Here is a 20,407-nt window from a genome sequence, read left to right as displayed (position 1 = left end):
AAGCGTTTCCCATGCAAGCTTCTGAGGGGGCGAAATGGCCAGGCGCCTTCCTTCGCAGCCCCCTGTGCTGCCGGGCTTCTCGCACCTCCACGTGCTCGGCTCGGGCGGCTTCGCCGACGTCTTCCTGTACGAGCAGAACATGCCCCGACGCCAGGTGGCCGTCAAGGTCATGCTCAGTGAGGTCGTGAACGACCAGGTGCGGCAGATGTTCCAGGCCGAGGCCAACCTGATGGCGCAGCTCAGCGCCCACCCGTCGATCCTCACCGTCTACCAGGCGAGCGTGTCGGCCGACGGCCGCCCCTACCTCGTCATGGAGCTGTGCTCCGCGTCGCTGAGCGAGCGCTACCGCCGCGAGCGGATCCCGGTCGCCGACGTCCTCCGCATCGCCGTCAAGATCGGCAGCGCCATCGAGACGGCGCACCGCCAGGGCGTCCTGCACCGCGACATCAAGCCGTCGAACATCCTCATGACGGCGTACGGGCACCCCGTGCTGTCCGACTTCGGCATCGCGTCGTCGCTGGGCGAGAGCGAGCCGAACGAGGTCGTGGGTCTGTCGATCCCGTGGTCGGCCCCGGAGGTGCTCCGCGACGACACCTCCGGCACCATCGCCTCCGAGGTCTGGTCGCTCGGCGCGACCGTCTACTCCCTGCTCGCCGGCCGCAGCCCGTTCGAGGTGCTCGGCGGCTCGAACTCGTCGAGCGACCTCATGGCCCGCATCGAGAAGGGCAAGCTGCAGCCGATCGGGCGCACCGACATCCCGGCGGGTCTCGAGGCGACGCTCACGCGCGCCATGTCGCACAAGCCCGAGAACCGGCACGAGAGCATCCTCGAGCTGATCCGCGAGTTCCAGCAGGTCGAGTCCGAGATCGGCGTCGCGCAGACGCCGATCGAGGTGGCCGTCGACGACTGGGCGCTGGCCACGGTCGCGGATCTCGAGGAGCGCACCCGCATCCGCGGCTCCGACGGCTCCGCCGTCGGCGTCCCGAACCGCCGTCGTCGTCGCCGGTCGGCCGCGGCGACCTCGACGAGCATCGTCGCGACGCTCGACCCCGCGGTCCGCAACTCGAACGCGATCCCTCGATCGACCGGGACGCGTCCGGCCAGAGCTCCGAAGAAGGTCCAGTACCTGGCGTGGGCGCTGATAGCGGCGTCGGTCGTGGTCATCGTGCTCGGCGGCATCGCAGTGCTGTTCCTGGTGCGGTCGACGTCGAGCGACATCCCGCGGGTGAGCGACATCTCCGCCACGACGACCGGCAGCTCCGTCGAGTTCCAGTGGGCCGACCCCGGCCTCCGCAGCGGAGACACCTACGTCGTCACGACCGGCACCGACAGCAGCACGCAGACGGCGACGACGTTCACGACCACCGGCACGAGCGGTCAGCAGGTGTGCATCACGGTGACCGTCACGCGCGCCGGCAAGGCAGGGCCGGTGAGCGCCCAGAAGTGCGCCGCCCCGGGAGTGGGGCAGTGAAGAGGCTCGTGCAGTTCCTGCGCTCCCGTCGCTCGTTCACGGCGACCGCGGTCGCGACCATCGCCATCGCGGCGGTGGCCGCGACGATCGGGCTCACGAGTCCCGGGTACCAGGCTCAGCGACTCGACCTGAACGACGGCACCGTCTGGGTGGCGAACCAGTCGAAGTCGGCGATCGGCCGCGCGAACCCCGCCGTGCTCGAGCTGAACTCGGCCGTGCGCAGCAGCGGGACGGATGTCTCCGTCGTGCAGGACGCCTCGCACGTGCTGCTGGTCGACCGCAGCAACGCGACGGTCGGCGTCGTCGACCCCGCCACGGCGGAGGTGTCGCAGACCGTGCCGTTGCCACCCGACAAGCCGGCAGTGCTGCTGGCCGGTGGGACGGCGGTGATCGTCTCGGGCGAGACGGGCGAGTTCTGGTCGACGCCCGTATCGGCGCTCGGGGCCTTCGACGCCTCGGCGCAGGCCGATCTCAGCCTCGGGTCGTCGGTCGTCACCGGCATGACGCCCTCGGGCACGATGATCGCCTACTCGCCCGACAGCGCCGAGGTCTCGCGCATCGACAGCCTCAGCGAATTCGGGGTGTCGAGCCATTCCAAGCTCCGGCTGCCGAAGCGCGACGCCTACCAGGTAGCTACGATCGGGTCGCACTGGGCCGTGCTCGACACCGACACGAACAGGCTGGTCATCGACGGCGACCCGGTCGACCTGTCGCCGGAGGTCACCGGCACGGTGGCGCTGCAGGAGTCGTCCGACATCGGATCGGGGGTGACCGTGGCGTCGGAGGAGGGCCTCCTCGACGTCTCGTTCGGCGGCAGCGTGTCGAAGGTCGTCACCGGCCGCGCCGGCGATCCCGCTCGCCCGGTCGTCGCGGGCGGCTGCACGTACGCGGCCTGGGCCGACGGAACCGGCTGGAACGACTGCTCCTCGGCGGCGGGGTCCGACACCGTGCTCAGGTCGATGGCGGCGTCGGCGTCTCTGGCCTTCGCGGTCAACGGATCGAAGGTCGTGCTCAACGACGAGGCCAGCGGCGACTCGTGGGCGGTTCAGCGGGGCGGCCAGCTGATCGACAACTGGTCCGACCTGATCAACGACGAGACCGACACGACCGATCCGAATCAGAAGCCGAGCGATGACCCCGACAAGCTCGAGGTCCAGCAGAAGCCGCCGGTCGCCAAAGACGACCTGCTCGGCGCCCGGCCCTCACGGGCGACTCTCCTGCCGGTGCTGCTGAACGACTACGACCCGAACGGCGACCCGATCGTCATCACGGACGTGTCGACGCCGTCGCCGAGCTCGGCCAAGGTCGAGATCGTCGCGAACCGGCAGCAGATCCTCCTGACGCTCCCGGCGACCGCCGCCGGGTCGGTCACCTTCGACTACTCGATCTCGGACGGCCGCGGCGGCTCCGACTCCGCTCACGTCACCGTGGGGGTCCACCAGCTCGGCACGAACAGCCCTCCGCAGCAGGTGCGGGTCGAGAGCGCCGACGTCTCGTCGTCCGGACGCGTCACCGTGAACACGCTGGGATCGTGGGTCGATCCGGACGGCGATCCGTTCTACCTGACCGGAGCGTCGGGTGCCTCCGGGGGCACGGTCACGTTCAAGCCCACCGGCGAGGTCGTCTACCAGGACTCGGGCGAGGGCCCGTCCACGCAGGAGATCGTGCTGTCGATGTCCGACGGCACGGCGGTCGGCCGCGGCACTCTGTCGATCAAGGTCTCGGCGGGCGGCGACGTCCCCCTCACGGCGAGCTCGTTCTCGGTCGAGACCGACAAAGACAAGGTCACGACCATCAACCCGATGCCGTACGCGTCGGGCGGCACCGGTTCACTCAAGCTGAACAGCGTCCCGGCCAAGTCGGGCGCGACGATCACGCCGAGCTACTCGGCAGGCACGTTCACCTTCACGTCGTCCGTCGGCGGGCCGCACCTGCTCGAGTACACGGTGACGGACGGCGACAAGACCGCCACAGGCACAATCCGCGTCGACGTCGTCGATCCGCCCGAGCCGAACACCGCGCCGATCACGATCCCGAAGACGGTCTTCGTCCAGACTCTGAGCACGCAGACCGTCGATATCACGGCGAGCGACTTCGACCCGGCGGGCAACGTCCTCATGGTCACGAAGACCGCGACTCCGTCGATCGACTCCGGGGTGCAGGTGCAGACGCTCGAGCAGCGCGACCTCCGGATCACCCTGACCAGGGTGCTCGAGGCTCCCGTCACCTTCACGTACACGGTCTCGAACGGCCTGGCGTCGGCACCCGGCTCGGTGACCGTCGTGCAGATCCCGAAGCCCGACCGCCTCCAGCCCCCGATCGCGACGAACGACCAGGTCACGGCGCGAGTCGGAGCGGCGGTCGACATCGACGTGCTTTCGAACGACGAGCAGCCCGACGGCGAGGACATCGCCCTCGAGCCGAAGCTGGTGAAGAACGTCACCTCCGGCGGCGGGCTGCTGTTCGTGTCGGGCACCAAGCTCCGCTACCTGGCGCCCAAGACGCCGGGCAACTTCACCGCCGAGTACGCAATCGAAGGACCCGACGGTCAGCGGGCGACCGCTCAGGTGAGCATCGCGGTCCGCGAGTCCGACGCGTCGACCAACACGGCCCCCGTGCCCGAGACCCTGACCGGCCGGGTCGTCGCGGGACAGAGCGTCCGGGTCCAGGTGCCGCTCGACGACATCGACCCCGACGGCGACAGCGTGCAGCTGCTCGGCGTCGACACGAACCCCGAGAAGGGCAATGTCGCGTCGGTCGGCTCCGACTACATCGACTACGACGCGGGCAGCTACTCGGCCGGCACCGACACCTTCACCTACACGGTCGTCGACGGGCTCGGTGCTCGCGCGACCGGCACGATCCGGATCGGCATCGCTCCCAAGGCGCAGGGGTCGAGCAACCCGATCGCCGTCGCCGACTCCGTCACGATGCGCCCCGGCGGCAGCATCCTGGTGAGGGTCCTCGCGAACGACTCCGACCCCGACGGCGGCTCCCTCCGCGTCACCGGCGTGAAGCCCAACGACGCCGACGTGACGGCGACGATCCTCGCCGGCGGCGTGGTCCGGGTCACGCCGCCTCGTGCGGCCAAGACCTACGGGCTCGTCTACACGGTTGCCAACGACTCCGGCGGCACCAGCTCGACCTTCATCTCGGTCAAGGTCGACCCGAACTCCGAGCTCAACTACCCCGAGGCTCAAGACAGCGTCCTGACGCTCACCGACGTGCTCAACCGCAAGACCGTCGACGTGAACGTGCTCGCGAACGTCTTCTTCGCCGACGGCAACGTCTCGACCCTCGGCCTCGGCCTCGTGCCGGGCTACGGCGACACGGCCCAGGTGACGGCGAACCACCGGATCCGCGTCACGATCACCGACACCAGCCAGATCATCCCGTTCTGGGTGTCGCACCCCGACGACCCGTCCATCAAGGCCTACGCCTTCATCCGAGTGCCCGGCTTCGACGACGCCCTCCCGCAGATCAACGAGACCGCCCCCGCGCTGTCCGTGGTCAGCGAGAAGGCGCTCACGATCGACCTCAACCGCTACGTGATCTCGACCGGCAGCAACGGCGTCCGTCTCACCGACAGCTCGACGGTCCGCGCGACGCACGCCGACGGTGCCGACCTCGTTCAGAACGCGACGACCCTCGTCTTCACCTCCGAGAAGGGGTTCTTCGGCCAGGCGTCGATCTCGTTCCAGGTGACCGACGGCTCTTCCGCGACCGATCCCGACGGCCACACCGCGACGCTGGTGCTCCCCATCACGGTCACGGCGCGGCAGAACCAGCCGCCGGTGCTCGAGGCGTCCGCTCTCGACCTCGAGCCGAACGAGTCGCGCACCCTCGATCTCACGCGCCTGACGACCTACAACTACCCGAACGACATCGGCGAGCTGAGGTACGCCGTCACGACGTCGTCGGTGCCGGGGTTCAGCGTCCGGCTCTCGGGCACCCAGCTCACGGTCACGGCGAGCTCGTCGGCGACCAAGGGCACCACGGCCAGGATCGGCCTCACCGTGCGCGACACCACCTCGGCTCCGCAATCAGGCACCATCGGCCTGACCGTCGTGGGCTCGACGCGTCCGCTGGCGATAGCGGCGTCCGACGAGGCCGTCGCCAGGCGCGGCTCGACGACCGTTGTCGACGTGCTCGCCAACGACCAGGCCACGAACCCCTTCCCGGGCCAGCCCCTCCGCGTAATCGCGATCCGCGGCCTCGAGGGCGCGTCGCTCCCGGCCGGCGTCGCGGTCAAGCCGTCCGCCGACAACAGCAAGCTGACCGTGACGGTGGCGAAGTCGGCGAAGCCGGTCAACGCCCACCTCCAGTACGAGATCGCCGACGTCACGGGCGATCCCGACCGGGACGTCTTCGGCGACATCACGATCTCGGTCCAGGACGTCCCCGACGCCCCCGCCGCGCCGATCCGCTCGGGCACGTTCATCGGCGGCCAGCTGACTCTGACGTATCAGGCCCCGGTGTCCAACAACTCGGCGATCACCTCGTACCGCCTGACGGGCACGTCGTCGGCCGGGTCGTACACGAAAGACTGCGGCACGTCGACCGTCTGCACCCTGACCGACCTCGACCCCGGGGCGCTCTACCGCTTCAGCGTGCAGGCCATCAACAGCATCGGGGCCTCCGCGTCGAGCCCCCAGAGCATCCAGTACAGCGCCGACTTCGTGCCGGCCGCCCCCACCGGCGTCTCGGTCTCTCCCTCCACCGTCACCCCCGGCGCCGTCGTGGTCTCGTGGAACACCGTGCCGAAGCCGGCCAAGGGCACGTCGGTCACGGGTTACACGGTCGAGATCGCAGGATCCGGAGCCCCCGGCTCGGTCGACGTCGCGGGCGGCAGCACGTCGACCACCATCACCGGGCTGTCGCCGGGCGCGCAGTACAGCGTGCAGGTGTACGCGAAGAACTCCGCGCAGGTGTCGAGCACCGCCGACTGGGCGCGGAGCGCCACGGCGACCGGCTCGCCGGCCGGCACCCCGTCGAGCGTGACCGGCATCACCGCGTCCAGCGACAAGTCAGGCGTCATCGCCCTTGCATGGGCGGGAGTCGGCTCGAACGGCGGCTCGGGTATCAGCTACACCGTCGGCCGAGCCGATGCGAACACGCCCGCCGGCACCCCGGCGTGCTCGACGTCCTCGAAGCCGGGTGCGATCGGGGGAGCGCAGTCGGCCACGACCTACCGCGACGCGACCGCCGTCGACGGCCGCTCGTACGTCTACTACGTCTACGCCGACAACGGCTACTTCTGCTCGTCGGCCCGCATCGACGGGGTGCAGAGCCTGACGGCGCCCGGGCAGGCGACGGCGACTCTCAGCCTGAGCAACAGCAGCAACGGCAACTTCGACGTGCACGTCGACTCCCTGGGTGTCGCCAGCGGGACGTCGCCCTACTACCAGCTCAAGCGAGGCGGCGTCTGGACCTCGGTCGCGGTGAACGACACGCTCACGAGCGCGGCCGACTCCTCGGTCTACGGAACGGCGCAGTCGTACACGTTCCGCGGCTGCCGAGACGCCACGACCTCGTTCTGCGGGCCCGCCTCCGATGCGGTGTCGATCACGCCGGTCAGCACCAACGTCTCCGGGCTCGACTACCAGAACCCGGACGGCACTCAAGGCACCTGGTCGTTCAACTACAGCGTCGTGTCGAACCCGGACTACGAGCAGTTCGAGTACCAGTGCTCGGGCGGAACGTGGACGGCGGCGGTCGACGGGGTCAACTCGTGCCAGATCACGGGCGTCGATCTGCTGCTGCCGACCCTGGACATCCGTGTCACTGCCAACGGCGGCCAGACTTACGAGAAGACTTACCGGACGAGCGACACGCCGTGACCGCCCGCGCACCCGATCCAACGCCGCCGACAACGAATGGGACCATCAGACAATGAGCATGACGCCTGAGCAGGCCACCTGGTTCGCCGACATCTTCGCGCGCCTGGTGTCCAACGTCGACAAGGTGCTCCTCGGCAAGTCCTTCGTGATCAAGCTCTCGTTCACCGCGCTCCTCAGCGAGGGCCACCTGCTGCTCGAGGACTTCCCGGGCACGGGCAAGACCTCGCTCGCGCGCGCTGTCGCGCAGACTGTCCAGTCGTCGTCGAGCCGCATCCAGTTCACGCCCGACCTGCTCCCCGGCGACATCACCGGCGTGAGCATCTACGACCAGAAGACCGGCGAGTTCGAGTTCCACGCGGGCCCGATCTTCGCGAACATCGTCCTGGCCGACGAGATCAACCGCGCCAGCCCGAAGACGCAGTCAGCGCTCCTCGAGGTCATGGAGGAGTCGCGAGTGACCGTCGACGGCGTCTCGCACGAGGTCGGCGCGCCGTTCATGGTCATCGCGACTCAGAACCCCATCGAGCAGGCCGGCACCTACCGTCTGCCCGAAGCGCAGCTCGACCGCTTCCTCCTCAAGACCTCGATCGGCTACCCCGACCACGCCGCGACGCTCCGGATCCTCGAGGGCAGCGCGACGCGCGTCCACGAGGTCGAGCTGCCGCCGGTCGTCGAGGCCGGCGTCATCAGCGAGATGGCGCGCCTCGCCCGCACCGTGCACGTCGACCCCGTGATCGCCGACTACGTGGCGCGCATCGTGGAGGGCACCCGGACCGCACCCGAGGTGCGCCTCGGCGTCAGCGTCCGCGGTGCGCTCGCGCTCGTCCGCGTCGCGAAGACGTATGCGGCCTCGACCGGGCGCCACTACGTGACCCCGGACGACGTGAAGCTGCTGGCGGAGCCGGTCCTCGCGCACCGGATCGTCCTCGACCCCGAGGCCGAGTTCGACGGCGTCACGCCCACCAGCATCATCAGCCAGCTCCTCATCGAGATCGCGCCCCCGGCCGAACGGGTCTCTGCGTGACGACGAGCCGGACGACCGACGGGGAGGCCGAGTGACGGTCCAGCCCCCGGAGCGAACGCGGCCGCACGGCTCGGACGCGCGTCAGCCCTCCGACGCACCCCGGCTCGCGAACACGCGTCAGCCGTCGGCCGCGGCGAAAGCGCGTTCGACGGTCCACTCCAGCACCCGCGACCGATCGCGTCAGTCCGCGACCGACGCCCACTACGGCACCGGAACACAGGGGCTCACCAACGCACGCACGCGGATCGTCGGCGACCGCCAGGGCGTGTCGGCCGACGTCGTCATCCTCCTCGTCCGCATCTGGCGCCGGATCACCGCCGTACTCCGCCGCTGGGGGGCTGTCGCGTCGGGAGTGGTGACCCCGCTCGGCTGGGTGATCCTCGCGCTGACCCCGATCGCCCTGATCGTCGGCTACACCCTGGGGTGGCTGGAACTCGTCGCCGTCGGCTTCGCGCTGGTTGTGCTCCTCTGTCTCGCCGCCCTCTACGCGGTCGGCCGAAACGCCTTCACCGTCACGCTCGACCTCCCGCACAGCCGCGTGTCGGTCGGCGACGAGGCGTCTGGCCGCGTGACGATCACCAACCCGACCAGGCGCCGCGTGCTGGGGGTCACCGTCGAGATCCCGATCGGCCCCGGCCTCGCCGAGATCTCGCTCCCCGGCATGCGCGGAGGCGACTCCGTCGAGGACGCCTTCCAGGTGCCGACGTACCGGCGCGGCGTGATCCCGGTCGGCCCCGTCCGCACCGTGCGCGGCGACCCGATCGGCGTCGTGCGGCGCGAGCTGGAGTGGACGGGCGTCACCGAGCTCTTCGTCCACCCGCGGACGATCGGAATCCCCTCGACGAGCACCGGCCTCATCCGCGACCTCGAGGGCAACCCGACCCGCGACCTGTCGGCGAGCGACATCTCGTTCCACGCCCTGCGCGAGTACGTCCCCGGCGACGACCGGCGCCACATCCACTGGAAGTCGAGCGCCCGCGCGGGCCAGTACATGGTCCGCCAGTTCGAGGAGACCCGGCGCAGCCACATCGTGATCGCGCTGAGCCTGGCCAACGCCGACTTCGCCACCGAGGAGGAGTTCGAGCTCGGCGTGAGCGTGGCCGCCTCCCTGGGCGTCCGCGCCATCCGCGACGCGCGCGAGGTCTCGGTCGTCGTGTCCGAGCGCACCCCCGAGTTCGCCAAGCGCAAGACGCTGGCGGTCCGCGCTCTCGCGACTCTCACCCGGGTCCGCCTGCTCGACGAGCTGGCCCTGGTCACCTACGACGAGTCGGCGCTCGGCATCACCGACGTCGCGCGGGTGACCGGCGAGCAGGTCGCCGGCATCTCCGTGGCCTTCCTCGTGGTCGGCTCCACGACGGGAATCACGCAGCTCCGTGCTGCCGCGTCGGCGTTCCCTGCCGGTGTCGAGGCTGTGGCCATCGTGTGCGATCCCGAGACCGTGCCCGGCATGCGCCGCGTCGCCGACCTCACGATCCTGACGGTCGGCTACCTCGAAGACCTCCAGCAGTCCCTCGCGAAGACGGTGACCGGATGAGCGCGATCGCGGGCCGACCGCTTCCCGTCGCCGATGCCCGTCAGGGCCTCCGACCCCGTTCGAGGACTCCGCGGGTGCGGGTCGGCTTCGCGCTCGCGCAGACCGGCGCGTTCTTCGTCATCGTCGCGGTGGCGTCGTCGACCTTCTGGCCCGTGTACCGCGACGGCGCGTTCGTCGTGCTGGTGGCGGCCGCGTTCGCGCTCGGCGCCGCGATCGCGTTGGCGGGCACGTTCCTGCGCCTCTCGAGCTTCTGGCTCCTCGTGCTGCTCGTGATCGCCTTCGCGCTGTTCGGAGTCGCCCTGGCCGTGCCGAACCAGGCGATCTACGGAGTGCTCCCGTCGCTGGAGGGCCTGCGCGAACTGGTCGTCGGCGTGTCGACGAGCTGGAAGCAGCTGCTCACGATCACCCTGCCGGTGGGCAGCTACCAGGCGCTGCTCGTGCCGGCGCTCGTGCTGGTGCTGGTCGGCACGACCGTCGGGCTGTCCACTGCGCTGCGAAGCCGGCGCGGCGAGCTGGCTCTGATCCCTCCCGTCGTCATCTACATCGCCGGGATCGTGTTCGGCCCGACGGAGGCGCTGCTGCCCCTCGTCACCGGGCTCGTGCTCTTGGCCGCGTCGATCATCTGGGTGGTCTGGTGGCGGCTGCGGCGCCGCCGGCAGTCCATCGAGCGCCTGCTGCGGATCACGCCGGGCGCGAACGTGTCGTCGCAGCGCACCGGAAACAGCGCCGTGGCGCGCCGGGCCATCGGGGGAGCGGTGCTCACGCTGGCGATCGCCTCGGCGGCGGCCGTGGCGGCCACGACGACGCTCGCACCGGCGGGCGCACGCTGGGTCGCTCGAGACGCCGTGGTGAAGCCGTTCGATCCCCGCGACTACGTGAGCCCGCTCAGCGGCTTCCGCGCCTACGAGCAGACGCCGACGGTCGACCGCCCCCAGCTCACGGTGACGGGATTGACGTCGGGGCAGTTCCTGCGCATCGCCGCTCTCGACACGTACGACGGGGTCGAGTACTCCGTCGGCAGCGACCAGGTGTCGACGGCATCGGGCACGTTCACCCGGGTGCCGACGTCGTTCGACCAGTCGAAGGTGAGCGGCACCCAGCAGTCCATCGACGTCACGGTCGACGGGTACTCCGGCGTCTGGCTCCCGACGGTCGGCAAGCTCGAGTCGATCGACTTCTCGGGCAGCGACGCCGGAACCCTCCGCGACTCGTTCTTCTTCAACGACACGACCGGCACGGCGGCCGTGGTCGGCGGCATCGGGCGAGGGGTGTCGTACCGGCTGACCGCCGTCGACCCGCGGCAGCCGTCGACGGGCGATCTCGAGGGCCTCACTCCGGGCAGCTCGTCGGTTCCGAGCCCGACGAACGTGCCGCAGGCGCTCAAGACGCGCCTGCAGTCCTACGTCGACGGCGTCAGCGGCCAGGGCGCGCGGCTGCAGGCGGCCCTCAAGGGCCTGAGGAGCGACGGCTACGTGAGCCACGGCGTGGGAGCAGACGAGCCGGTGAGCCGCTCCGGCCACGGGACGGACCGCCTCACCCAGCTGTTCACCGACCCGATCATGCTCGGCGACGCCGAGCAGTATGCGGCCGCCGCCGCGCTGATGGCCGACCAGCTGGGATTCCCGGCTCGAGTCGTGCTCGGATTCTCCTCGGCCGAGTCGACCGGCGGCACGACGACGTTCACGGGCGGCGACATCACGGCGCGCATCGAGGTCGACACCGCGCAGTACGGCTGGGTGTCGCTCGACCCGAACCCCGAACCGCGCACGATCCCCAAAGACACGCAGACCGACCCCGACCAGGTGTCGCGGCCGCAGTCGGTCATCCAGCCTCCGCAGCAGGAGGCCGACCCGCAGAACAACCAGGCGCAGCCCCAGAGCAAGCAGGACAACCCCGCCGACCAGCCCGCCTGGGTGGCGATCCTGCTTCTCGTCGGCCGCATCGCCGGCTGGGTCGCGCTCGGGGCCGGCATCGTGATGGCGCCGTTCCTCACCATCGTGGCGCTGAAGGCGCGGCGGCGGGCGAGACGACGGCGGCTGCGGGATCCTGCGCAGAGAATGACGAGCGGCTGGCAGGAGTACCAGGATGCCGTCGTCGACCACGGCATCGAGCCCGTGCCGACCGCGACGCGCTCCGAGGTGGCGACCACCGTCGGCAGCTCGCGCGCGGGCGTGCTCGCGCGGGTCGTCGACCGGTCGGTGTTCGCACCCGAACCGGCAGGCAAGTCGGAGGCCGATCGCGTCTGGAAGGCCGTCGGCGAGATGCGCGGCGGCCTCGACGACAACCTGACCCGCTGGCAGCGCTTCGCCGCGGCGGTCTCGACCCGGTCGCTGCGCGGATACCATAGCCGGAAGCCTTCGAAGCGTTAGGGATCCTCTCTTCACATGCGTTGCCCCACCTGCTCGAGTCCACTGCCGGACGGAGCCATGTTCTGCGGCCAGTGCGGCCGCGCGATCACGACCTCCGACTGGGCAGCGTTCCGCGCCTCCGAGGGCGCGACGCCGCCCGTCGACGAGCGGCCCGAGGGCGTGCGTCCGTGGGCGCTGCGTGAGCCTCCCGTCGCGTCCGTGCCCGCCGGGACGCCGTGGTGGGTGAATGAGGGCGACGAGCCCCGTGACGAAGACGACGACTCCGACGTGGTCGACGACCCGATCCCCGCGCCCGCACCTGCGTCGCAGCCGGCGCCCCTCTCGCAACCCGCCTCGGCATTCGACGAGTCGTCGGCCTTCCTGAACGACACGGCGGCAGTCGCCTCCTCGAGCGTCGACGACGAGCCGGTGGCGCAGGAACTCCGGGCCGCCCCCGCCGAGGCCGCACCCCCGCCGGCGGCTCCGGTCGCCGGGGCTCACGCCGCGCCGTCCGCCCCCGCGCCGTCCGGTCCGCCTGCGGCGGCCTCGCCCGCTCCTGCCGAACTCCCTCCGCCCGCCGCGTCGTCACCCACGCCCCTCCGCCCGCCCGGTGCGGCGGAGAGCGGGTCGCGCCCAGGTTCCGTCCCTCTCTGGACGGCGTCGATCACGCCGATCACCGCCGATGGAGAGCCGGTGTCCGCCGCGCCTCAGGCGTCGGAGTCGGAGTCGGACTCGGTGACGCCCGCTGCCGTGCGTCCCGCATCGCCACTCGCGCCGACCTCGTCTGCCACCGTCTCCTCGTCTGCCGCCGCGCCCTCGTCTGCCGCGGCGCCCGCCCCGGCGGCAGCTCCGGTCTCGGCTCCGGCCGACGTGCGTCCCGCCGCCACGCAGGCCGCCCGCGACGCGTCCGCGCAGGGCGACACCGACGTCATCTCGCCGCTCGTCCCGCCGCTCGCCTCAGCGGCGCCTGCCGCCGCCCCCTTGGTCGCCCCCGGTGCCCACCGGGAGGCGGGACGGGTCCGCTGCACGAACTGCGGCGCGCCCATCGGCGAGGACGACATCTTCTGCGGCGAGTGCGGCATCGTCGTCGAGCACATCGCCCAGGCGTTCACCGGCCCCATCCCGTCGCTGCCGCCCGCGTCAGCGCAGTCGGCGCCGGCCTCCGCGCCGGCTCCGACACCGAATCGGCCCGCGTCTGCTCCGGGGCCCGTCAGCACGCCGGTCGCCGCACCCGCCGACGTCCCCGCCCCGCGCGAGGCCCCGCTCGCCCCGACGCCGCTGCCGTCCGCGTCGACGCCGGCCCTGCCGCCGTTCGTCGCCGACCCTGAGCCCGCGGCGAAACGCCGGCGCCTGTTCGGCCGTCGCCAGGCCGACCGCGGGCCTCAGCTCTGGTCGGGATCCAGCGCCTCGTCGCCCACGGCCGAGGTGCCGCCGATGCCTGCGGCCGGCCCGGCGACACCGGCCTCGGCGCCGGCGCAGTCGGAGCCGCCGGTGGCCGCGCAGGCCGTTCCCGCGCCGCTGCCGTCCTCGGTGCCCGCGCCGGCCTCGGGGCCGAGCGAGCCTCCGGTGCGGGCGACCCCGACGTCAGAGGTCCAGCCGCTTCCCGCCGCCATCCCCGACGTGCCGCCGGTGCCGCAGCCGGAGCCCTCGGCAGCCCCGTGGGCCGTGCACCTCGGCGCGCCCGCCGACGACACCGAGAACACCCGGATCGTCGCGCGGGCCCCCCTCGGCGAGCCCTTCGTGCTGCAGTTCTCGACGGGTGAGAGCTTCACGGTGCAGGGGACCGGCCTCGTCGGCCGCGCCCCGACCCCGCAGCCCGGCGAGGCGATCGACCTGCTCGTGCGCATCTTCGATCCGGGCCGCTCGGTCTCGAAGACCCACCTCGAGTTCGGCCAGGACGACGGCGCCCTCTGGATCTCCGACCGCTGGAGCGGCAACGGCACCGTCGTGCACATGCCGACGAGCGAGGTGCGCCGGGTCGAGCCGGGCAAGCGCGTCCGAGTCGCCCGCGGCTCGCGGATCGAGATCGGCGAGCAGTTCTTCATCGTCAACTGACTCGCCGACGGCGCGGCTCTCGACAGCACGGCTCACAGGAAGCGCAGCTCACAAGAGGCGCAGCTCATAAGAAACACGGCTGACAGCGGGGCGCAGCTCTCCACAGGCCTCGCGGGGCCGGAGTTCTCCACAGATCGCGCCGGATGATGACCGGCTGGCCCTGGACTCCGCTTCGCTGATGGCATGAGAAGACGAACTGCTCCACGGCGTGGTCCGGTAGCCGAAGCGCCGTCGGTCGCCGACGATCGGCGACGGCTCGAACGCCGCGCCGGCGAGGTCCCAGTCGGGGCCGCGCGTGTCGAGGTGGTGCTGGGCCGGGGCGCCGTCGTCGGCGTGCGGATGCCCGGGGTCGGGGCGCCCGACGTGGAGGACGCCCCGATGGCGACGCGCGCCCCGGAGGTGCGGGTGCATGCCCCGGGGCGGCTGGCCGAGGCGGTGGCGCAGGAGTTCCTGCGCCAGATCGCCTCGAGATACGGGCGCCACGCCGTGCGAGCGGCCCGCGTGCAGCACCCGGGCGCCGGGCCGTGGTGCGTCGACGTGGCGGTCGCCGGCGTGCCGCTGCCGGTGCGGATCAGCACCGCGCGGCGGTCCGGGCCGACGCCTGGCCGGGCGGTCCAGCCGGGAGTGGCTGAGATCTGGATCAGCCCCGATGGTCGCTGCTGCGCGAGGGAGGCCGGTCAGGCCGACGGCCAGTGGGTGCCTCTCGAGCCGGCGATGGGCTGGCCGGTGTGAGCCGCCTTCGGCGGAGAGGTCAGGCGACGAGCAGCCCTGCCCCCGGCAGCACGGCGCCGACGGGGTGGCCGGCGCCGAGCACCGGGTCGAGGATCCTGTCGAGCACGCGCTGCGCGGCGGCGGCGTCGACGGCGCCCTCGGCGACGAGCAGGTGCAGGGCCGTCAGGGTTCCGGCGCGCAGGTTGCCGTCGAGCACCTTGACGGCTACACCGAGCCCGGCCCGGGTGCCCATGACCATGACGCCCTCGGTGCCGAGCTTGGCGAACACGCCGAGCTCGTCGATCGTGACCGTGTTGGCGCGGCCGGGGCCGTCGATGGCCCACGCGTCCGAGAAGACAGCTCGCGCGAGGTGGCCGGCGTCGGGGTCGGCGTTCGTCGTCGCCGAGTGCACGAGCCGGCCGATGCCGCCGGCGAGCCCGGCGAGGGTGAGCGCGAAGACGGGAGCGCCGCAGCCGTCGATGCCGATCTGGTCGACGTGCTCGCCGAGGGAGTCCTCGACGGTCGCCCGCACGGCGGCCTGCAGCGGGTGGTCGAGGTCGTCGTAGCGCGCGGGGTCCCAGCCGTTCTCGGCGCAGGCGAGGAGGAAGCCGGCGTGCTTGCCGCTGCAGTTCATCGTGAGGCGGCGGGGCTCGGCCGCGGCCCGTGCCGTCTCGCGGTCGAACGGCCAGTCGACGGGACACAGGAGGTCGGCCTCGGTCGCGTCGATGCGGGCCAGCATGTCGAGCACGACCCGCTGGTGGCGCTCGGTACCCGCGTGGCTCGCCGTGGCCAGGACGGCCTGCGGCCCGTCGAGCGACACGCCCGACCGGAGCACGGTGAGCGCCTGGAACGGCTTCATGCACGACCGCGGGTAGATCGAGGCCGAGGCATCGCCGAGCGACCGCACCAGGGTTCCGTCGGCGTCGACCACGGCCGCCGCGCCGATGTGGCGGCTCTCGACCATTCCCGAGCGGGTCAGCACCGCGAGCTCGACGCTTCCGGCGACCTCCAGCGGGTGGCGGGTGGCGAGATCGGCGAGTTCCTGGTGCTGGTGCGTCATGCCACCGAGTGTAACTTTGGAGGCCCGCAGCGACAGGAGCACCCCGTGATCGACCACCACTACGCGCTGAAGACCGTCTGGACAGGCGACCGCGGCCAGGGCACCGCCGACTACCGCTCGTACGGGCGCGACCACACCCTGTCAGTGGCAGGCAAGCCCGACATCCTCGGCTCCGCCGACAAGCCGTTCCGCGGCGACGTCGACCGCTGGAACCCGGAAGAGATGCTGCTCGGCGCCCTCTCGCAGTGCCACCTGCTGAGCTACCTCTGGGTGTGCACGACGGTCGACGTCGTGGTGACCGGCTACGTCGACGACGCCGTCGGGACGATGGTGCAGACGACAGACGGCGGCGGTCACTTCACGGAGGTGGTCCTCCGCCCGACTGTCACCGTCGCCGACGAGTCGATGGTCGAGCGGGCCCGCGCAGCCCACCGCGAGGCGTCGGAGAAGTGCTTCATCGCGTCGTCGATGAACTTCCCCGTGCGGCACGAGCCGACGATCGTCGTCCGGGAGAGCACTCAGCTTCCCGCCTGATTCGTCGGCGAGACTGCTGGCTTCCGCGCCCGGAAGCGCGCCCTGCCCGAGGGCCGGCCACGACGACCGGGTCAGCTCCCGATCGAAAGCCGTCATGCGCCGCAGAAACCTCAGCCTCCTCGCCCTCGTCCCCGTCGTCGCCGTCGCGCTGGCAGGCTGCACGTCGAGCGGCTCGGCCGACAGCACTGCCACCGCCACGGCGACCGCCAAGGCCGAGTCGCAGACGAACTGCACTGCTCCCGCGTCGGGCGCGGCGGCGAAGTCGGTGAAAGTCACCGGCGCGCTCGACGCCGCGCCGAAGGTGAAGTTCGCCAAGGGGCTGTCGGTGTCGAGCACCCAGCGCTCCACCGTCATCGAGGGCACCGGTGAGAAGGCCCTGACCGGCACGCTGCTCGACGTGGCGTTCACGATCTACGACGCGAAGACCGGCAAGCAGGTGTCGCAGGCCGGCTACAAGGGCACGGACGCGACGCAGTTCACGGTCTCGAAGAAGCTCTACCTCGCCGGCCTGGTCGACGGCATGCACTGCGCCGCCATCGGCTCGCGCACAGTGACCGTCGCCGACGCCGCCGACATGTTCGGCTCCACCGGCTCCGAGTCGCTCGGCGTGGGAGCGAACGACGACATGGTCGTCGTCATGGACCTCCTGTCGAAGGTGGCGACCACGGCGACCGGCACCGATGTCGCGCCGAAGAGCGGGTTCCCGACCGTGAAGCTCGCCGACGACGGCAAGCCGACCGTCACGATCCCGAAGACGAAGGCGCCCTCGACGTTCAAGCTCGAGGTGCTCAAGAAGGGCGACGGTGCGAAGGTCGCCAGCGGCGCCACGGTCACCGTCCAGTACCAGGGCACCCTCTGGCGCACCGGAAAGGTGTTCGACCAGAGCTGGGGGAGCGGCCCCACCTCCTTCTCGACGTCGTCGGTCGTCGCCGGTTTCAAGAAGGCGCTCGTGGGCCAGACCGTCGGCTCGCAGGTCGTCGCGATCCTTCCGCCCGCCGACGGCTACGGCACCGGCGGCAACGAGACCGCCGGCATCAAGGGCACCGACACGCTCGTCTTCGTCGTCGACATCCTGGCGACCAACTAGCCAGGACCAGACCGCCAGCCAGGACCAGACCGTCACCCGGAACCAGACCGCCAGCCGGAACTAGGCTGGCCGAATGCGACGCATCACGGTTCTCGGCTCCACCGGCTCCATCGGGGTCCAGGCCCTCGAGGTCATCGAAGCCAACCCCCACCTGTTCCAGCTCGTCGGCCTCTCGGCCGGCACCAACCGCGAGGCGATGGAGCAGCAGGCCGCGAAGTTCGGCGTGGAGCACACCGCGCTCGGCACCGAGGAGTCCGTGGCGCTGGTTCGCGACATCGAGACCGACGTCGTCCTGAACGGGATCACCGGGTCGGTCGGGCTCGGCCCGACGCTCGCCGCGCTGGAGTCGGGCGCGACACTCGCTCTCGCGAACAAGGAGAGCCTGATCGTCGGCGGCGACCTGGTGAAGGCGAAGGCCTCGCCCGGCCAGCTGGTGCCGGTCGACTCCGAGCACAGCGCCATCGCCCAGGCGCTCCGCTCGGGCACGGCGGGCGAGGTGCGTCGACTGGTGCTCACCGCGTCGGGCGGCCCCTTCCGAGGCCGGAGCCGCGACGAGCTGACAGACGTCACGCCGCGCGAGGCCCTCGCCCACCCGACCTGGGACATGGGCCTCGTCGTCACGACGAACTCGTCGACCTTGGTCAACAAGGGCCTCGAGGTCATCGAGGCCCACCTGCTCTTCGACGTCGACTACGACCGCATCGACGTCACCGTCCACCCGCAGTCGATCGTCCACTCGATGGTCGAGTTCGTCGACGGCTCCACGATCGCGCAGGCGTCGCCGCCCGACATGCGGCTCCCCATCGCCCTCGGCATGGCCTGGCCCGACCGCGTCCCCGGGGTCGGCGTGCCGCTCGACTGGACGACGGCCTCCACCTGGACGTTCGAGCCCCTCGACGCCGAGGCGTTCCCGAGCGTCGGCCTCGCCAAGCAGGTCGGTACCGCAGGATCCACCTACCCCGCCGTCTTCAACGCCGCGAACGAGCAGGCCGTCCTCGCCTTCCACGCCGGCCGCATCGGCTACCTCGACATCGTCGACACGATCCGCGCCGTGGTCGACCTCCACGAGCCCGCAGCCGAGCTCGACCTCGAGGCGGTGCTGGCCGCCGAGGTGTGGGCGCGCGCGGAGGCCGACCGCGTGCTGGCCTCGCGCTAGTTCCGGCGCCCGAAAAGGGGCCCCGCGAAGGGAGCGCACCCCCAATCCGGGCTGGTTCCGCCCCGCTCGGCTCCCTCACTGAGTGAGTCCCGTACTGTGCACACGTGGAAACTGTCCTGCTCTACATCGTCGGCATCCTGATCGTCGTCGTCGGCCTGGTGCTGTCGATCGGCCTGCACGAGATCGGTCACCTGGTTCCGGCCAAGGCGTTCGGCGTCAAGGTGGGGCAGTACATGATCGGCTTCGGGCCGACCGTCTTCTCGCGCACGAAGGGCGAGACCGAGTACGGCGTCAAGGCGATCCCGCTGGGCGGCTACATCTCGATGTCGGGCATGTTCCCGCCGCAGAAGACCGCCGTCGTCGCCGAGGACGCCCTGGCCACGAACCACCGGGCGCAGGGCGGCCGCACGTCGACCACCGGCATCTTCCAGACCCTCGTGCAGGATGCCCGCACCGCCAGCGCCGAGACCATCGACGAGGGCGACGAGAAGCGCACCTTCTACCGCCTGGCCGTGCCGAAGCGCATCGTCATCATGCTCGGCGGCCCGGTGATGAACCTCCTCATCGCGATCGTGCTGTTCGGCGTCGTGCTCTGCGGCTTCGGCGTGCAGCAGGCGTCGACGACCGTGGGCAGCGTCTCGCAGTGCGTGCTCCCCGCGGGCTCGACCGAGACGACCTGCCCGGCGAACGCCACGCCGTCGCCCGGTGCCGCCGCGGGCATCAAGCCCGGCGACCGGATCCTGAGCATCGGCGGCACCGCCATCGACAACTGGGACCAGTCGACCGCCCTGATCCAGAAGGCCGCGGGCACGACCGTCGACTTCGTCGTCCTCCGCGACGGCGCCAAGACCACCCTCGAGGTCACCCCGCTGCTCACCAAGCGCTACGTGACCGATGCGAACGGCAACTACGTCACCGACTCGAGCGGGGCGAAAGAGACCCAGGAGGTCGGCTTCGTCGGCATCGGCGCCGCCTACGCCCGCACCCAGCAGCCGGTGACCGCGGTCATCCCGGCCGTCTGGTCGAACGTCACCAACGTCGGCAATCTCATCATCCACCTGCCGCAGCGCCTCGTCGGCGTCGCCCAGGCGGCCTTCGGCGGCGGCGAGCGCGATGCGAACGGCCCCGTCAGCGTCGTCGGAGTCGGCCGCATGGCCGGCGAGGTCGCCAGCCTCGACTCGGTGCCGATCCTCGACCGCGCCAGCTACCTCGTCGGCCTGCTGGCGAGCCTCAACGTCGCCCTCTTCGTCTTCAACCTGATCCCGCTGATGCCGCTCGACGGCGGCCACGTCGCCGGCGCGATCATCGAGGGAGTCCGCCGCTTCTTCGCGAAGCTCTTCGGCCGCCCTGATCCGGGCCCGGTCGACACCGCCAAGGTGATCCCGCTCACGTTCGTGGTCGTGGCCATCCTCGGCGCCATGAGCCTCCTGCTGATCTACGCCGATCTGGTCAACCCGATCTCCGTCGGCTGATCCGGGAGAGCATCCAGGGGAGCCACTCGCCGCCCGCCGCGCCGGGGGCTCCCGCCGGCCCGTGCCGAGTTGCGTCCCTCTCGCCTGGCAGCCCGCTGAGCGACACACGCGGCTC

General features: G+C 71.3%; 12 protein-coding genes. 11 read left to right on the top strand and 1 reads right to left on the bottom strand.

The genetic code is table 11. The features are described from left to right. Window positions 1-34: 34 nt before the first annotated feature. The 7 genes from AC3CBB_RS06695 (at window position 35) to AC3CBB_RS06665 (ending at window position 15,004) form a co-directional block, all read left to right on the top strand. Complete coding sequence (locus AC3CBB_RS06695; protein ID WP_488626430.1) at window positions 35-1,471, top strand: serine/threonine-protein kinase; 1,437 nt, start codon at window positions 35-37, stop codon at window positions 1,469-1,471. After that, a complete protein-coding gene (locus AC3CBB_RS06690; protein WP_488626429.1) occupies window positions 1,468-7,311 on the top strand; it encodes an Ig-like domain-containing protein in 5,844 nt (1,947 codons plus the stop codon). The genes AC3CBB_RS06695 and AC3CBB_RS06690 overlap by 4 nt, the downstream gene beginning before the upstream one ends. Before the next feature lie 52 nt (window positions 7,312-7,363). Further along, on the top strand, window positions 7,364-8,335 hold the full coding sequence (locus tag AC3CBB_RS06685; RefSeq protein WP_488626428.1) for an AAA family ATPase: 972 nt from the start codon (window positions 7,364-7,366) through the stop codon (window positions 8,333-8,335). A 31-nt stretch (window positions 8,336-8,366) separates the two neighbouring features. Continuing rightward, complete coding sequence (locus AC3CBB_RS06680; protein WP_488626427.1) at window positions 8,367-9,869, top strand: DUF58 domain-containing protein; 1,503 nt, start codon at window positions 8,367-8,369, stop codon at window positions 9,867-9,869. Then, window positions 9,866-12,238 carry a transglutaminaseTgpA domain-containing protein gene (locus AC3CBB_RS06675; protein ID WP_488626426.1) on the top strand — a complete coding sequence of 791 codons (2,373 nt, stop codon included), beginning with the start codon at window positions 9,866-9,868 and terminating at the stop codon, window positions 12,236-12,238. The genes AC3CBB_RS06680 and AC3CBB_RS06675 overlap by 4 nt, the downstream gene beginning before the upstream one ends. A gap of 15 nt (window positions 12,239-12,253) precedes the next feature. After that, a complete protein-coding gene (locus tag AC3CBB_RS06670; protein WP_488626425.1) occupies window positions 12,254-14,272 on the top strand; it encodes a zinc-ribbon domain-containing protein in 2,019 nt (672 codons plus the stop codon). 183 nt (window positions 14,273-14,455) lie between these two features. Beyond that, window positions 14,456-15,004: a hypothetical protein gene (locus tag AC3CBB_RS06665; protein WP_488626424.1), complete on the top strand. Its 549-nt coding sequence runs from the start codon at window positions 14,456-14,458 to the stop codon at window positions 15,002-15,004. Between the two features lie 19 nt (window positions 15,005-15,023). On the opposite strand, the gene AC3CBB_RS06660 is transcribed toward AC3CBB_RS06665, so the two are convergent. Next, window positions 15,024-16,043 carry an asparaginase gene (locus tag AC3CBB_RS06660; RefSeq protein ID WP_488626423.1) on the bottom strand — a complete coding sequence of 340 codons (1,020 nt, stop codon included), beginning with the start codon at window positions 16,041-16,043 and terminating at the stop codon, window positions 15,024-15,026. 45 nt (window positions 16,044-16,088) lie between these two features. On the opposite strand from AC3CBB_RS06660, the gene AC3CBB_RS06655 reads away from it, so the two are divergent. From AC3CBB_RS06655 to AC3CBB_RS06640, 4 genes are all read left to right on the top strand, one after another. Continuing rightward, the gene (locus tag AC3CBB_RS06655) at window positions 16,089-16,577 is read left to right on the top strand and encodes an OsmC family protein (protein WP_123504809.1); all 489 of its coding nucleotides are present in this window, start codon (window positions 16,089-16,091) and stop codon (window positions 16,575-16,577) included. 94 nt (window positions 16,578-16,671) lie between these two features. Then, entirely contained in the window at window positions 16,672-17,664 is a 993-nt protein-coding gene (locus AC3CBB_RS06650; protein ID WP_488626422.1) for an FKBP-type peptidyl-prolyl cis-trans isomerase, read from the top strand. 73 nt (window positions 17,665-17,737) lie between these two features. Then, window positions 17,738-18,820 (top strand): 1-deoxy-D-xylulose-5-phosphate reductoisomerase, encoded by a 1,083-nt coding sequence (dxr, locus tag AC3CBB_RS06645; RefSeq protein WP_488626421.1) that lies wholly within the window; start codon window positions 17,738-17,740, stop codon window positions 18,818-18,820. 104 nt (window positions 18,821-18,924) lie between these two features. Further along, window positions 18,925-20,292 (top strand): M50 family metallopeptidase, encoded by a 1,368-nt coding sequence (locus AC3CBB_RS06640; RefSeq protein ID WP_488626420.1) that lies wholly within the window; start codon window positions 18,925-18,927, stop codon window positions 20,290-20,292. Window positions 20,293-20,407 lie beyond the last annotated feature (115 nt).

The organism is Frondihabitans sp. OV104 (assembly GCF_057787745.1).
The sequence above is the reverse complement of the archived record's forward strand: the minus strand, read 5'-3'. Positions and strand labels throughout refer to the sequence as shown.